Origin of the sequence: Sphingobium sp. B2 (genome assembly GCF_007693735.1) — a bacterium.
Taxonomy (GTDB): Bacteria; Pseudomonadota; Alphaproteobacteria; order Sphingomonadales; family Sphingomonadaceae; genus Sphingobium; species Sphingobium xenophagum.
Window position 1 is genome coordinate 1,042,351 of sequence record NZ_VDBZ01000001.1, and the last position, 14,102, is coordinate 1,056,452.

The window sequence follows — 14,102 nt, forward strand, 5'->3', positions numbered from 1 at the left end:
GGAGCGCCGCCGCAAAAAGCCTTCGGTCGTCCGCGATGATCCCCGGTTTATCCTCATGGCGCGGTCGGCAGATGCGTAACGGGATTTACCGGCACGCGGTCCTTGCGCAATTCGAAGTGCAGCTTGGGCTGGCTGGCATAGCCGGTGTCGCCGGTCAGGCCGATGGTCTGGCCGCGCGTGATTTTCTGGCCGCGCACCACATCCACGCGGCTGGCATGGCCATAGGCGCTGACCCAGCCGCTGCCATGGTTGATCAGCACCAGCCCGCCAAACACCGCCACCCGGTCGCCCGCATAGGCGACAACGCCGTCCGCCGCCGCGCGGATCGGCGTGCCGGCGGGGACGCCAATATCGATGCCATTATTCTTCGCGCCGCTTTCGCCGGGGCCAAAGCGCGATAGCAGCTTGCCCTTGACCGGCCAGTCGAAACGCCCCGCAAAGCTGCCGGGCTGGGCCATCGGCACATTGCTTGGCAGCGGGCGTGGCTGCGACGAAGCGACCGCCACCGGCGCATTTTCTGCCGCCGCTGGCTGGCCGCCGGTCAGCACATCGTCAATGTCGATATGGAACGCGGCGGCGCGCTGCTCCAGGCTGGGGGCCGTCGCCGGAGCCTCGCCCGGCAACAGCAGCCTTTGTCCGCGCCGCAGCATGAACGGTTCCGTCAGGCCGTTGGCGGCAACGATGCGGCTCCATGCCACGCCATAGGCGGACGCGATCGCGATGCCCGTCTCCCCTTCCGCCACCAGATGATAGCGACCGCCGGGAATGGCGAGTTTTTGGCCGATGCGGATGGCAAAGGGCGGCGTCAGCCCATTGGCGCGCGCAATCGCTTCCGATCCCGCGCCGGTGCGATTGCCGATGCCGCGCAGCGTGTCGCCGGGCTGGACGACATAGGTGGACGTCGCCACCGTCTGCGCATTGGCGACCACCTGCTGCGCGGTCCATACCGGCTCGGCTTCCACCAGTTCGACGGCACCCGCGTCGGCATTCAACTGCGGCGGGGGCGTTTCGTTGCGGGCCTCCATGGGGATACAGGCGGCCAGTATCAGCGGCGCAAGCAGCATGGCGGATGGAAGAAGCGGACGTGACATCGCCGCCTGTCTATCGCATCGCGCCGCGCTTGCCACCCCCTGCCGCTATTGCCCGAACGCCGCCGCAGTCGCCGCCATGGCGCTGTCCTGCGTCAGGTCGTAATGGAGGGGCGTAACGGTGACATAGTCCTGCGCGATCGCCGCCAGATCGCTCCCCTCCGGCACCGCATTGCTGCTGCCCAGGCTGAACCAGTAATAGCGGTAGCCGCGCGGGTCGGTCCCTTCGATGATCTTCGTGCGATCGACATCGTGAAAGCCCTGCCGCACGACGTGGATGCCCTTGACCGCGTCGGGTTCGATCGCCGGGAAGTTGACGTTGAACAGCATCCGGCGCGAAGGTGGCATGGCGATCAGTGGGGCGATCGCCTTTGCGCCCCATGCCTGCGCAGCGGCAAAGGGCACCGTGTCGCCCATCCCCTCACGCGCATAGACCTGGCTCAGCGCAATCGACCTAATCCCCGAAATCGCCCCTTCCATCGCGGCGGCCACAGTACCCGAATAGGTCACATCCTCAGCCAGATTGGCGCCGCGATTGACGCCCGACAGGATGAGGTCCGGCCGCGCGTCCTTCATCAAATGCCCCACCGCCATCATCACCGCGTCTGTCGGCGTGCCGGTGACGCTGTAATGCTGCGCGCCATGCTTGCGGATGCGCAGGGGCCGGGTGAGGGTCAGGCTGTGCCCCGCACCCGACTGTTCCTCGCTCGGCGCGACGATCCAGATATCGTCGGAAAACTGGCGGGCGATGGCTTCCAGTACCTTGAGGCCGGGCGCGTGAACGCCATCGTCATTGGTGAGGAGGATACGCATGGAATAAACAACTCCGTTCGGGCTGAGCTTGTCGAAGCCTTCCGCTGAGCGAAGCGAAGCCGCCTCGCTAGCGCTCGGCATGGCCCTTCGACTTCGCTCAGGGCGAACGGCTAAGCCTTTGGCGTCAGGCGCGTCACCCCACCCATATAGGGCGCCAGCGCCTCCGGCACGATCACGCTGCCGTCGGCCTGCTGGTAATTTTCCAGCACCGCTACCAATGTGCGGCCCACGGCCAGTCCCGATCCGTTCAGCGTGTGGAGGAAACGGGTCTGCTTCTCCCCCTCCGGCTTGTAGCGCGCGTTCATCCGCCGCGCCTGAAAATCGCCGCAGTTGGAGACGGAGCTGATCTCGCGATAGGTGTTCTGGCTGGGCAGCCACACTTCCAGATCCCATGTCTTGCGCGCGCCAAAGCCCATGTCGCCGGTGCAGAGCAGCATCTTGCGATAGGGAAGCCCAAGCGCCTGGAGGATACCCTCCGCCGCCGCGCACATGCGTTCATGCTCCGCCGCTGACTCGTCGGGCGCGCAGATCGCGACAAGCTCGACCTTCTCGAACTGGTGCTGGCGGATGAACCCGCGCGTGTCGCGCCCGGCGGACCCCGCTTCGGAACGGAAACAGGGGGTCAGCGCCGTCAGCCGGACAGGCAGGTCAGAGAGCGGCACGATCTGGTTCGCGACAAGGTTGGTGAGGCTGACTTCGGCGGTCGGGATCAGCCAGCGGCCATCGGTGGTTCTGAACAGATCCTCGGCGAATTTCGGCAATTGCCCGGTGCCGAACAAAGCCTCGTCGCGCACCAGCAGCGGCGGGTTGACCTCCTCATAGCCATTCTCGGCCGTCTGCCGGTCCAGCATGAATTGCGCCAGCGCCCGGTGCAGCCGCGCCATCTGGCCGCGCAGCGCAGTGAACCGCGCGCCGGACAAAGCTGCGCCTCCCTCAAAATCCAGCCCCAGCGCCGGGCCGAAATCGGCATGGTCCTGTGGCGCAAAGTCGAAGTCGCGGGGCGTGCCCCACCGGCTGACCTCCACATTGTCGGCTTCATCGTCGCCCTGCGGCACATCGTCGGCGGGCAGGTTGGGGATCGCCGCCAGCATCGCGCCCAGCGCGTCGCCGACTTCGCGGTCCTGCGCTTCCAGACCGGGGGTGCTTTCCTTGATCGCCGCGACTTCGGCCTTCAGCGCTTCCGCCTTGTCCTTGTCGCCGGCGCCCATGGCCTGGCCGATCAGCTTGCTCGCCTCGTTGCGGCGGGCCTGTCCGACCTGCAACTGCGTCTTGATCGCCCGGCTTTGCTCGTCCAGCGCCAATATCTGCGTGGACAAGGGGGCCAGCCCGCGCCGGGCCAGGCCAGCGTCGAAAGCGGCGGGATTTTCGCGGATGAAACGGATGTCGTGCATGGGCCAGTCCTATGCCGTCGTGCGACGAGCCACGCAACCCTGCGCGCTGCCGATCGTTGAACAGGCATCCGCTAAAATGAAAAGGACCAGGCGATGCAGATAGAACAGGACGCGCTCATATTGGTAGCTGACGGCCGCAAGATGCTGTTTTTCCGGAACAAGGGCGATGCCGCCATTCCCAGCCTGGAAACCGAGCAGGTCGAGAAGCAGGATAACCCGGCCGATCGCGAACAGGGCAGCGACACACCCGGCCGCGCGTTCAATTCGGTGGGCGGCCATCGCAGCGCCATGTCGGAAACCAATTTTCACGATCTGGAGGAGGATCGCTTTGCCGCGCAGGCCGCCGACATCCTCAAGCATCGCGCCTTCGCCAATGATTATGAGAAGCTGATCATCGTCGCCCCGCCCGGCACGCTGGGCGAAATGCGCAAACATTATCACAAGGAAGTCGAAAGCCGTCTGGCGGGCGAGATCGCCAAGGATCTGGTCAATCATCCGATTGCGGACATCGAACGGATCATCGCCGACAATTGATCCGCACCAGTTTTGCCCCAACGAAAAGGGCGGCCCCCGATACCGGGAGCCGCCCTTTTTCATGTCATCGCCTGACGGGTCAGGCAGCCTTGTCGGCCTTGCGATCGGCAAAGCGACGGCGGGCGACCAGTGCGACCGCGGCTGCACCGAACAGCAGGATCATCGGCGGGGCAGGGACGTCCGTGCCGCCGCTGCTGCTGCTCGATCCGCCGCTGGAGCTGCTGGACGAGGAGGAAGAGCTGCTGCTGCTCGACGAGGAGGAACTGCTCGACCCCGAACTGCCGCTCGACCCGCTGCTGCCCGTGCTGCCGAAGCTGGACGATCCGCCCGACGAGGAGGAACTGCTCGACGAGGATGACGAGGAAGAGGACGACGAGCTACTGCCGCTCGACCCGGAGCTGCCCGACGAACCGCTGCTGCCGCTCGATCCCGAACTGCCGCTGGAGCCGCTCGACCCATGATCATGGCCGTGACCATGGCCCGGCTTGCCGGGCTTGCCGCCGCTCGATCCGCCCGAGCTGCTCGATGAAGAACTGGACGAGGAGGAGGAGGAGGATGACGAACTGGAGCTGGACGAGGACGAGCTGCTGCTGACATTGCCGCTGGACGTGGAGACATTACCGCTCGACGTCGAAACGCCGCTCGATGTCGACACATTGCCGCTGGAGGTGGACACGCCACCCGTTGAGGTGGACACGCCGCCGGTGGAAGTCGAAACCCCGCCGGTCGATGTCGATACGCCGCCAGTGGTCGAGCTGGTCGAGCTGCTGATGCCGCCGGTCGAGCTGCTGGTCGAGGAGATCACCACCGACCCGCCGCCGCTGCCGCCGCCACCGCCGCCAAAAAAGCCGCCGATGAAGCCGCCGCCGCCAAAGCCGCCGCCACCGCCCATGACGACAGGAACCGCGCCACCGCCGCCGGACATGACCGGCATTTCGGCCATCGGCATCGGCGCAGGCAGGGGAATGGGCGCCTGTTGCGTGACGACCGTGACCGTGCGCGGCGTGCTGGTTTTCACCGTACGCACCACCTTGCGCTTCACTGTCCGCACGGCATAGCGTTTGCGCGGCGCTGCCGCCTTCGTGCTCTTGCTGCTATGAACCACTGCCGGCCGCGCATTTTCGGCGACATGCACCGCGCCACCGCCAATGATCGCTCCGCCGCAAGTGCAGGCGCATAACTTAGCCAATGCCATCCGTACCGACATAGGATCCACTCTTTACTTTGTTGCCCCCTGACCCGGCATTGGCTTTTTCCAATGATGGGCTGGTAGGAACTTCCTATGCGTAAGAACGCAAAAGAAAGCGTTAACTGCAACGCTGTTAACCCCGAATATGATATTCAAGTCGAGGAAAATCCTACCTTCTTCCAAAGGGAAATGGTTAACGTCCCACTATGGAACGACTGTCGCGAGCCAGGTAAAAATCGCTTGATGCGTTTCGCTGATTTGCCTTGCGCGCGGGACTCGGCTGCGCCGGCGTCAAGCCCCGATGAAAACGAACCGCAGCAATATTGCCTGCTTGTGTCGCCCTTCGCCCGTCGCTATGACGCGCCCTCAATGAAAAGTCATGGGCGCCCGGTCGTTAAGCGCCGGCGTCCTCCGAGTCGGAGAGCCAGATGGCATCGGTCCTGAATTCCGATAAAGACGGCGACAAGCCGCCCAAATCGACTGTCGAACTTCCTGCAGACTACCGGCCTTCCGCCGATGAGGAATTCATGAACCCGTTGCAGCTGGAATATTTCCGGCAGCGCTTGTGGGACTGGAAAAAGCAGATCCATGCCGAAGCCGAAGGGACGCTTGCCGTCCTTCAGAATGAGCCGCTTCGCGAACCCGACCTGAACGACCGCGCATCGAGCGAGACCGACTGGTCGATCGAACTGCGCACCCGCGACCGCCAGCGCAAGCTGATCTCCAAGATCGAGGCGGCGCTCCGCCGGATCGAGGACGGCGAATATGGTTATTGCGAAGTCACCGGCGAACCGATTTCGCTGGGTCGGCTGGAGGCCCGGCCGATCGCGACCATGACCGTCGAAGCGCAGGAACGGCATGAGCGGCAAGAGAAGATTTCCCGCGACGATTAACCCTTTCTCCATCCCCCCGCGCCTATGATGCCCGCCAATTATCTGGCATTTTATTCGCGGGTCTTGGCATGAACGACCAACAGGAATCTTCCGATCGGGGACCGGCCCGCGCCGCGCCGCGTGACAGCCTGTTCCTGCTTACCAGTTTCATGACGCCCGAAGGCGTACCGCTGGGCAAGGCCCGCGTCCGCAACCTGTCGGCCACCGGCCTGATGGCCGATTGCGAACGGGGAGTTCCGGCGGGCATCAAGGTGGAATTTGAACTGCGCGGCATCGGCAAGATGACCGGCACCGTCGCCTGGGCGCGCGGGGACAAGATTGGTTTGGCCTTTGACGAGCCGATCGACCCGCAGCTGGCGCGCAAGCCTGTTTCGACGGGCGCGGCGCAACAGACGGTGCCCGATTATCTGCGACTGCACCAGCGCGGCTTGCTGAGGCGCTGATCCAGCCCGGAAATAAACAGCCCCGCCTACCCGTTGGTTGCGGGGCTTTTTATTGTCTGAAAATGTGGACCGGAATGAAGGCGAAGGGCCGGACCGGCAGCCTGTAGCCGCCGTGTCCCGGCCTCCTCCCGTAGCGCGCTTGATGCTTAGTGCTGAGCTTCCAGTTCTTCCTTCAACCGCAATTTCTGCTTCTTGAGCGAAGCCACCAAAATAGCGTCGGGCATAGGCCGACTCGTCTCCGCCTTGATTCGGGCGTCGATACCTGCGTGCTTGGCAGAAAGAGCTGAAATGTGGCTGTTTTCCATAACATTCTCCAGATGAGGGGTGATGGACGACGAAGTAGATCATGAAATAATCATCGTGTCTCGCGCTGATTCGCACGCTGCGCCTGAATGAGAAAAATTTGCGATGGCCCGCGTCCGGGCGGCAGGGTATCAGGGGACATGACGAGCGTGGGTGACGGATCGGGGGCGCAGTGAGTCGGGAAGATATTATGCGCCGCCTGGAATTGTTGCGGGTGGAGCATCGCGACCTCGACAGCGCGATTGCCGTGCTGATGGAGTCGGGTGCGGGCGACCAGATGCAGATTGCCCGGTTCAAGAAACGCAAGCTGCGCCTGCGCGACGAGATTGCGCAGCTGGAAGACGGGCTGGTGCCCGACATCATCGCGTAAATCGGTCCTGGCGCGGAATTTTGTGGTTAACGTCGCGCTAACCGGCCCTGAATGGGACAGCCCCCGCTAAAAGCGCATCGATGGGCCTGACAAGGTTGCGATAATATGTCAGTCATCCTGCATGCAGAGCGCAGCTTTTCTGGATCGTGGCCTTCACCGGCGGCTGGTCGACGGCCTGTATCTCGAAGCCATGGTCATGGCTGACGAGGCACGGTCCTATTTCGACGGCAGTAACAGCCTGGACGAGGGGATGAGCGACCCGTTGCGCCGCGTCTCCTTCGCCTGCGAATCGCTGAAAGTGACCACCCGGCTGATGCACATCATCGCTTGGTTGCTCAGCCAGCGGGCCTGGCAGCGGGGCGAGATTGGCGATGCCGATCTGTCGGACGAGAAATATCGGCTTGGCCGCGCGACCCAGACGCCGCCCGAACTCGCCGCCGATTTTCCCTTCATGGCCCGGTCGCTGATCGATGCGAGCCAGGAATTATACGATCGTGTCGCACGATTGCAGGACCGGATGGACATGATGCTGGGTCCGGCCACGGTCAGGGACGCCAACCCGGCGCGCGCGCTGATCGATCGCCTGCACAGCGCCTTCTGATCGTGTCGCGGCAACTGGCCGCATTCTACCGCTTCTAAGGCTGGCGCTTTCGCCCATATTTGGTCTAGACCATCGCCATGACCCATGGTTTGCGGACCTTTCGCCGCCCTCCTGGCCGCCCGCATTCCGCACGGCTCCTGCTTGTTCCTATGTTGCTCGCCTGTCCGGGCGGGGCGCTGGCGCAGTCCGTCGCGCCACCGCAAGCCGTGCCCGACCAGTCGCTCGACACCATGCCCGACATCGGCCTGGACTGGCCGGACATGGGGCAGGAGGACAGTGTGAAGCCGCTGCCCGTCGACCCGGCTGATACGCAGGTGGCGACGCCTGACGCTGTCCCTGACGCCGCCCAGCCGGTCGAGCCGGTCGAGGAATCCGCGACCTTTGCTGACACCGGGGAGGAACGGCGTTACACCGTGCAACTGAACGGCATCGACACGATTGCCGATGCGACCTTCAAGCAGCGCTTCGAGGAATTGTCGGCGCTGCGGCAGGGCGATGGAAAGCCCGCCAACCTCGCGCAGATCAATCGTCGCATCAAAGAGGATAATGAACTGCTGGACCGGCTGCTGCGCGCCAAGGGCTATTATGCCGCGCGCATCCGGGGCGCGGTTGCCGCGCCGCCAGCGGGCAGCGATCGTCTGGCCGTCAGCTTCGACATTGTCCCCGGCACGCAATATCTGCTCGATTCGGTCGATCTGACCGGCCTTGCCGAAACCGGCGACAAGGAAGCGCAATTGCGTGCCGCCTTCCCGCCCAAGGTCGGCGATCCGGTCGATGCCGACGCCATTCTGGCCGGGCGCGACGCGCTGTCCGTAGTGCTGGCCGAAACCGGGTTCCCCTTTGCCAAGGTCGATGAACCCGAAGTGCGGATCGATCATGAGGAGCGCAAGGGCGACCTTGACATCATCATCACGCCGGGCGGCTATCGCAGCTTTGGTGCGATCCGCATGAACAACGAAAAATTGTTTAGCGCGCACCATGTTCAGGAGATTGCCCGCTTCCATCCCGGTGATCCCTACAAGGCGTCGGATGTCGAGGATCTGCGCCGCGCCATCGTCGCAACCGGGCTTGTCTCCTCGGTCAACCTGACACCCAAAGAGGCGGGCGATGGTTCCCATGTCGATCTGGCGGTCGATGTCCGCCCGGCGCCACTACGCACCATTGCGGGGCAGCTGGGTTATGGCACGGGCGAAGGCTATCGCGCTGAAGTCAGCTGGCAGCACCGCAATTTCTTCCCGCCCGAAGGCGCGGTAACGGTGCGCGGCGTCGTCGGCACGCAGGAACAGACCGCGTCCTTCACCTATCGCCGCAACAATTTCCACCGCCGCGACAATGTGCTGACCGGCCTGCTGTCGGTCAGCAACATCAGGCGCGACGCCTATGACGCGCGTACCATCACCCTGGCGGGCGGGCTGGAGCGGCAGACGAACATCCTGTTCCAGAAGGACTGGGTGTGGCGCATCGGCGCGGAACTCATCGCGTCCGACGAAGCAGATGCCTTCAGCGGCGGTGCGCGGCGCACCTTCCTGATCGGCGCAATTCCGTTAAGCCTGACCTATGACGGCAGCGATGATCTGCTCAATCCGACCAAGGGCTTTCGTCTGGGTGGCCGGTTCAGTCCCGAACTTTCCTTTCAGGACAAGACCTTCGGTTATGCCAAGGTGCAGGTGGATGGCAGCATCTATCAGCCGATGGGCGAAAAGCTCGTCGTCGCGGCGCGTGCGCGCTTTGGCACGATCCTTGGCTCCACCGTCGATCAGATCGCGCCGTCCCGCCGTTTCTATGCGGGCGGCGGCGCGTCGGTTCGTGGTTATGGCTATCAGGCGATCGGCCCGCGTTTCGGCGTGGACAACGACCCGGTCGGCGGCAAGAGTCTCGCGGAATTCTCGCTGGAGGGGCGGGTGCGCTTTGGCAATTTCGGCGTCGTGCCCTTCATCGATGCAGGCAATATCTCCACCACCTTCCTGCCGCGCTTCCGCGACCTGCGCATCGGCACCGGGCTTGGGCTGCGCTATTATAGCAACTTCGGCCCGATCCGCATCGACGTCGGTACACCTATCAACCCGCAAAAGGGCGATCCGAGCGTCGCCGTCTATGTGTCGCTGGGGCAGGCCTTCTGATGGTCGACGAAGCGCCCGCCGCGAAGCCGCATCGCCGCCGCGCCTGGGATGGACGCTGGCAGCGCTGGGTGCTGGGCATCATCGTCACATTGCTGCTGATCGTCGCGGGCGCGCTGGCCTGGCTCGACACGGCGCCCGGCCATCGCTTCCTCATCAGCCGGATCGCGACGATCAAGCCGCCATCGGGCCTGCGCATCCAGGTCGACCGGATCGACGGCAGCATTTATCACAAGGCCGTTCTCCACAATCTGACCCTGTCCGACCCGACGGGCCGCTTCTTCGACGCGCCACGGGTCGAACTGGACTGGTGGCCTTTCGCCTGGGCCTATAACCGGCTGGACATCGACCGGCTGGTCATCCCGCGCGCCACCCTGCACAAATTGCCCAAGCTCAATCCCAGCCGGAAGCAGGGGCCGATCCTTCCCGGTTTCGACATCCGGCTGATGGAATTTTCGGTCGGACGGCTGACGATCGCGCCGGGCATTACTGGCCGTGCGCAGCAGGCGACGATGGCGGGCGACGCGGACATTCGCGGCGGCCGTGCGATCATAGACCTGACCGCCCGCGTGATCGACGGGCAGGACGCGCTGACCATCGCGCTCGACAGCCGTCCCGACGATGATCGTTTCCGCCTGGACGTTACGGTCAACGCGCCAAGGGGCGGCGTTCTGGCGGCGATGGCGGGCCTGAAGCAGGACGCCAATCTGCGCATCGGCGGCAAGGGCGGCTGGAGCCGTTGGGACGGTCGCCTGTCCGCCACGCTCGACGCCCAGCCTGTCGCCGATTTCGTGCTGGCCGCGCGCCAGGGCGCCTATTCGGCCCGTGGTTCGATCGAGGGCGGCGCGATCGCCGGCAATGGCCTTGTCCAGCGTATTGCCGCGCCGCGCCTGGTCGTGCGCGCCAATGGGACGATGGTGGACCGGGTGATCGATGGTCGCCTCTGGCTCCGTTCCGCCGCGATCGATCTGGAAGCGGACGGCGCGATCGATCTGCGCAACAATGCGCTCGACAATATGCTGGTGCAGTTGAAGCTCGCCCGTCCACAGGCCTTGTTCAAGAATATGCGCGGGCAGGATGTCGCGGCGAAAATCCGCCTGGACGGTGCATTCGCGACGCTGGGCTATGAATATCTGCTCACCGCCCGCCAACTGGCGTTCGACAAGACGGTGATCAGCACCGTGCGGATGGATGGCAAGGGGCGTCGGTCGGAAAATGGCCCGGCGCTGGTCCCGGTACGCCTGCGCGCCGCGCGGCTCGATGGGCAGGGCGAACTGGTCGAAGGGATCGTCCGCAATTTCGCGCTCGACGGCGTGCTCCAGATCAAGGGCCAGCAGATCGTCAGCAATCCGATGGACGTGCGGTCGGACAAGCTGCGCGGCAAGCTGCTGATGCTCGCCGACCTCCGGACAGGTCGGTATGATTTTGGCCTGGATGGCCAGATTGTCGGCCTGGCCATTCGTGGCTTCGGCATCGTCGACCTGACGTCGAAATTGCGCGCAGTGCCCGGTCCCAATGGCAGCTTTGGCCTGAGCGGCAATGCGCTGGCGCGGGTGCGGCGGCTGGACAATGAATTTCTGCGCACGCTGGGCGGCGGCCTGCCGACCGTTCGCAGCGCGCTCGCGCTGCGCCCCGATGGCCAGTTGGCGCTCACCAATTTGCGGCTTGATGCGCCGCTGCTGACGCTGACGGGCAATGGCCTGCGCCATCGCGATGGCACGATGCATCTGGAGGGGCAGGGGCGGCATGGCCAATATGGTCCGGTCAGGCTGACGCTGGATGGCAGGATCGACCGCCCGACCATCGATGTGCTGCTGGCCAGCCCGATGAAGGCGCTGGGCCTGCGCGACGTGCGCGCAAAGCTGATCCCCGATGCAAGCGGATACAGCTATACCGCTGCGGGCGGATCGACCCTTGGTCCCTTCACCGGCCGGGGCGTCATCCTGCTGCCGCAGGGCGGGCAGGCGGTGGTCCGCATCGCGCGGATCGACGTGTCCGGCGTCACCGCCAGCGGCGATATTCGCCCGGTAACCGGCGGGCTGGACGGCCAATTGGCGGTCAACGGCCCGGTGACGGGCTATATCAGCCTGAAACCAGTGGATGCGATCCAGCAGGTCCAGCTCAAACTGACCGCCAACGATGCCAGCTTCGACGGACCGACCGTCATCGCGGTGCGACGCGGCACGCTGGATGCGACCATGTTGCTTGATCCTTCGCGCACGACGCTGACGGCCACGGCGCAGGCGCGGGGCCTGCGCGTCGGCGGGGTGCTGCTGGGGCGCTTTGCCGCCAATGCCGATCTGGTCGATGGTCAGGGCAAGATACGCGGCAGCCTGTCCGGGCAGCGCGGCCGCATCTTCGACATACAGGGCGAAGCGCAGGTCGATGCCGATCACATCCGCCTGACCGCTGGCGGCACTGTCGACAAGCGTCCCATCCGCCTGACACGCGCGGCGTTGCTGACCCGTACTGATGATGGCTGGCGCCTGTCGCCTGCAACCATCAGCTATGCGGGTGGATCATTGCAACTGGCGGGCGAACTGGGCAGCGCGTCCACCCATGTCGAGGCGCGGATGCAGAAACTGCCGCTGTCCCTGCTCGACATTGGTTATGACAATCTGGGTCTGGGCGGCACCGCGACAGGCTCGCTCAGCTACGCCCAGCCGCGCGGCGGCGGCCTGCCGACCGGGACCGCGGAACTGCGCATCCGTGGCCTGTCGCGGTCTGGCCTGTCCCTGAGTTCCCGCCCGGTCGATGTGGGCGTCAACGCCGCGCTGACGGCGGACCGTCTCGCCACCCGCATGATCTTCGTTGCCGATGGCAAGACGATTGGCCGGGCGCAGGCGCTGCTCAATCCGCTGGGGCGTGAAGGCGGCCTGGTCGAACGGCTCAACCGCGCGCCACTCTTCGCGCAGCTGCGCTATGGCGGCACGGCGGACACGCTGTGGCGACTGACCGGGGTGGAGATTGTCGACATCGGTGGCCCGGTCGATGTTTCCGCGGACATACGCGGCACGCTGGGCAACCCGCAGATCACCGGATCGCTGGCGACCGAAAATGCCGCGATCAACAGCCCCGTCACCGGCATGCGCCTGAAAAATGTCAAAGCGCGCGGGCGTTTCTCCGGCGCGCAACTGGTCATTTCCAGCTTTGCCGCGACCGCGCAAAATGGCGGCAGCGTAAGCGGCACCGGGCGCTTCACCTTCAACGGCATAGCGGGCGTCGGCATGGACCTGGCCATGCAGGCGGACAATGCCGCCCTGCTGGAACGCGACGATATTGCCGCCACGGTCACCGGGCCGATCACCCTGCGTTCCGATGGCGTGGGCGGGACAATCGGCGGCGACCTGACGCTCAACAAGAGCCGCTTCACGCTGGGCCGCGCTGCCGCCGTGGCGCAGATTCCGGAACTGGCGGTGACCGAAATCAACAGGCGTGGCGAGGAGGTAGAGCGGGTGCGCGCCAACGTCCCCTGGGCGCTGGCGATCAAGGCGCGGGCGCGCAACCGCCTGACCGTCACCGGCCTTGGCCTCGACAGCGAATGGCGCGCCATTCTCGACATTGGCGGCACCGTCACCAACCCGGCGATTGCGGGTCGGGCGGAACTGGTGCGCGGCGGCTATGAATTTGCCGGGCGCCGGTTCGACCTGCGCGAAGGGCGCATCCAGTTTGACGGCAAGACCCCTGTGAACCCGACGCTGGACATCGACGCGCAGGCCGACGTCAGTGATCTTACCGCCACCATCCATGTCGGCGGCACCGGCCTGAAGCCCGAAATCACCTTCACCAGCGTTCCCGCGCTGCCGCAGGACGAACTTCTGTCCCGCATCCTCTTTGGCACGTCGATCACCAACCTGTCCGCGCCCGAAGCCTTGCAGCTCGCTTCTGCGGTCGGTTCGTTACAGGGCGGCGGCGGGCTGGACCCGATCAATGCGGTGCGCAAGGCGGCGGGGCTGGACCGGCTGCGCATCATCGCCGCCGATCCGACGCAGGGGCAGGGGACGTCGATCGCGGCGGGCAAATATCTGACCCGCAAGACCTATGTCGAACTGATCACCGACGGGCAGGGATACAGCGCGACCCGGATCGAATATCAGGTCACGCGCTGGCTATCGCTGCTTGGCGCCATATCGACGCTGGGCCGCGAAAGCGCCAACGTGCGCGTGTCGAAGGATTATTGATCACCCCGACGCCGTCGATGCGGTGGAACGCTGAACGGCGTACGATCAGTTCGTCGTTCCCAGCACTCAGGACGGGGACGAAACGGCCTGAACTGTGCCAATTCGGCAACATAAGTCCTTGTTTATCTTAGGTTCATGAAACCAACGGCTTTGTTCCGGCTTCAACGTCTCACCCCTGC

The 14,102-nt window shown here is 64.8% G+C and carries 13 protein-coding genes; 9 read left to right on the forward strand and 4 right to left on the reverse strand.

Features of this window, described 5'->3' with window-relative positions; all coding sequences use genetic code 11:
* Positions 1-53 precede the first annotated feature (53 nt).
* The 3 genes from FE851_RS05185 to serS form a co-directional block, all read right to left on the reverse strand.
* Positions 54-1,064, reverse strand: coding sequence for a M23 family metallopeptidase (locus tag FE851_RS05185; protein ID WP_145204138.1), 1,011 nt, complete (start codon positions 1,062-1,064; stop codon positions 54-56).
* A gap of 72 nt (positions 1,065-1,136) precedes the next feature.
* A complete protein-coding gene (surE, locus tag FE851_RS05190) occupies positions 1,137-1,901 on the reverse strand; it encodes a 5'/3'-nucleotidase SurE (protein WP_145200466.1) in 765 nt (254 codons plus the stop codon).
* A 110-nt stretch (positions 1,902-2,011) separates the two neighbouring features.
* Positions 2,012-3,292, reverse strand: a complete 1,281-nt coding sequence (gene serS, locus FE851_RS05195; protein WP_145200469.1) for a serine--tRNA ligase — start codon at positions 3,290-3,292, stop codon at positions 2,012-2,014.
* 93 nt (positions 3,293-3,385) lie between these two features.
* Between serS and FE851_RS05200 the strand changes: the two genes are divergently transcribed.
* From FE851_RS05200 to FE851_RS05220, 5 genes are all read left to right on the forward strand, one after another.
* On the forward strand, positions 3,386-3,826 hold the full coding sequence (locus tag FE851_RS05200) for a host attachment family protein (RefSeq protein ID WP_017184716.1): 441 nt from the start codon (positions 3,386-3,388) through the stop codon (positions 3,824-3,826).
* A gap of 182 nt (positions 3,827-4,008) precedes the next feature.
* Positions 4,009-4,287, forward strand: a complete 279-nt coding sequence (locus FE851_RS05205) for a hypothetical protein (RefSeq protein ID WP_019052598.1) — start codon at positions 4,009-4,011, stop codon at positions 4,285-4,287.
* A gap of 24 nt (positions 4,288-4,311) precedes the next feature.
* On the forward strand, positions 4,312-4,884 hold the full coding sequence (locus tag FE851_RS05210; RefSeq protein ID WP_145200472.1) for a hypothetical protein: 573 nt from the start codon (positions 4,312-4,314) through the stop codon (positions 4,882-4,884).
* Between the two features lie 559 nt (positions 4,885-5,443).
* Positions 5,444-5,908 (forward strand): RNA polymerase-binding protein DksA, encoded by a 465-nt coding sequence (gene dksA, locus FE851_RS05215; RefSeq protein WP_006966545.1) that lies wholly within the window; start codon positions 5,444-5,446, stop codon positions 5,906-5,908.
* Between the two features lie 68 nt (positions 5,909-5,976).
* Entirely contained in the window at positions 5,977-6,351 is a 375-nt protein-coding gene (locus FE851_RS05220; RefSeq protein ID WP_017184713.1) for a PilZ domain-containing protein, read from the forward strand.
* A 146-nt stretch (positions 6,352-6,497) separates the two neighbouring features.
* On the opposite strand, the gene FE851_RS05225 is transcribed toward FE851_RS05220, so the two are convergent.
* The gene (locus FE851_RS05225) at positions 6,498-6,656 is read right to left on the reverse strand and encodes a YdcH family protein (RefSeq protein WP_006966541.1); all 159 of its coding nucleotides are present in this window, start codon (positions 6,654-6,656) and stop codon (positions 6,498-6,500) included.
* A gap of 188 nt (positions 6,657-6,844) precedes the next feature.
* On the opposite strand from FE851_RS05225, the gene FE851_RS05230 reads away from it, so the two are divergent.
* The 4 genes from FE851_RS05230 (at position 6,845) to FE851_RS05245 (ending at position 13,923) form a co-directional block, all read left to right on the forward strand.
* A complete protein-coding gene (locus FE851_RS05230; protein WP_017184712.1) occupies positions 6,845-7,024 on the forward strand; it encodes a YdcH family protein in 180 nt (59 codons plus the stop codon).
* 121 nt (positions 7,025-7,145) lie between these two features.
* Positions 7,146-7,625, forward strand: coding sequence for a DUF1465 family protein (locus tag FE851_RS05235; RefSeq protein WP_017184711.1), 480 nt, complete (start codon positions 7,146-7,148; stop codon positions 7,623-7,625).
* A 149-nt stretch (positions 7,626-7,774) separates the two neighbouring features.
* On the forward strand, positions 7,775-9,745 hold the full coding sequence (locus FE851_RS05240; protein WP_145200475.1) for an autotransporter assembly complex protein TamA: 1,971 nt from the start codon (positions 7,775-7,777) through the stop codon (positions 9,743-9,745).
* Positions 9,745-13,923, forward strand: coding sequence for a translocation/assembly module TamB domain-containing protein (locus tag FE851_RS05245; RefSeq protein ID WP_145200478.1), 4,179 nt, complete (start codon positions 9,745-9,747; stop codon positions 13,921-13,923). The genes FE851_RS05240 and FE851_RS05245 overlap by 1 nt, the downstream gene beginning before the upstream one ends.
* Positions 13,924-14,102: the final 179 nt, after the last annotated feature.

Bases quoted from the DNA above. Each gene is read 5' to 3' on its own strand.
- FE851_RS05185 (WP_145204138.1), bottom strand. From the start codon at position 1,064: ATGCTGCTTGCGCCGCTGATACTGGCCGCCTGTATCCCCATGGAGGCC.
- surE (WP_145200466.1), bottom strand. From the start codon at position 1,901: ATGCGTATCCTCCTCACCAATGACGATGGCGTTCACGCGCCCGGCCTC.
- serS (WP_145200469.1), bottom strand. From the start codon at position 3,292: ATGCACGACATCCGTTTCATCCGCGAAAATCCCGCCGCTTTCGACGCT.
- FE851_RS05200 (WP_017184716.1), top strand. From the start codon at position 3,386: ATGCAGATAGAACAGGACGCGCTCATATTGGTAGCTGACGGCCGCAAG.
- dksA (WP_006966545.1), top strand. From the start codon at position 5,444: ATGGCATCGGTCCTGAATTCCGATAAAGACGGCGACAAGCCGCCCAAA.
- FE851_RS05220 (WP_017184713.1), top strand. From the start codon at position 5,977: ATGAACGACCAACAGGAATCTTCCGATCGGGGACCGGCCCGCGCCGCG.
- FE851_RS05225 (WP_006966541.1), bottom strand. From the start codon at position 6,656: ATGGAAAACAGCCACATTTCAGCTCTTTCTGCCAAGCACGCAGGTATC.
- FE851_RS05230 (WP_017184712.1), top strand. From the start codon at position 6,845: ATGCGCCGCCTGGAATTGTTGCGGGTGGAGCATCGCGACCTCGACAGC.
- FE851_RS05235 (WP_017184711.1), top strand. From the start codon at position 7,146: ATGCAGAGCGCAGCTTTTCTGGATCGTGGCCTTCACCGGCGGCTGGTC.
- FE851_RS05240 (WP_145200475.1), top strand. From the start codon at position 7,775: ATGTTGCTCGCCTGTCCGGGCGGGGCGCTGGCGCAGTCCGTCGCGCCA.
- FE851_RS05245 (WP_145200478.1), top strand. From the start codon at position 9,745: ATGGTCGACGAAGCGCCCGCCGCGAAGCCGCATCGCCGCCGCGCCTGG.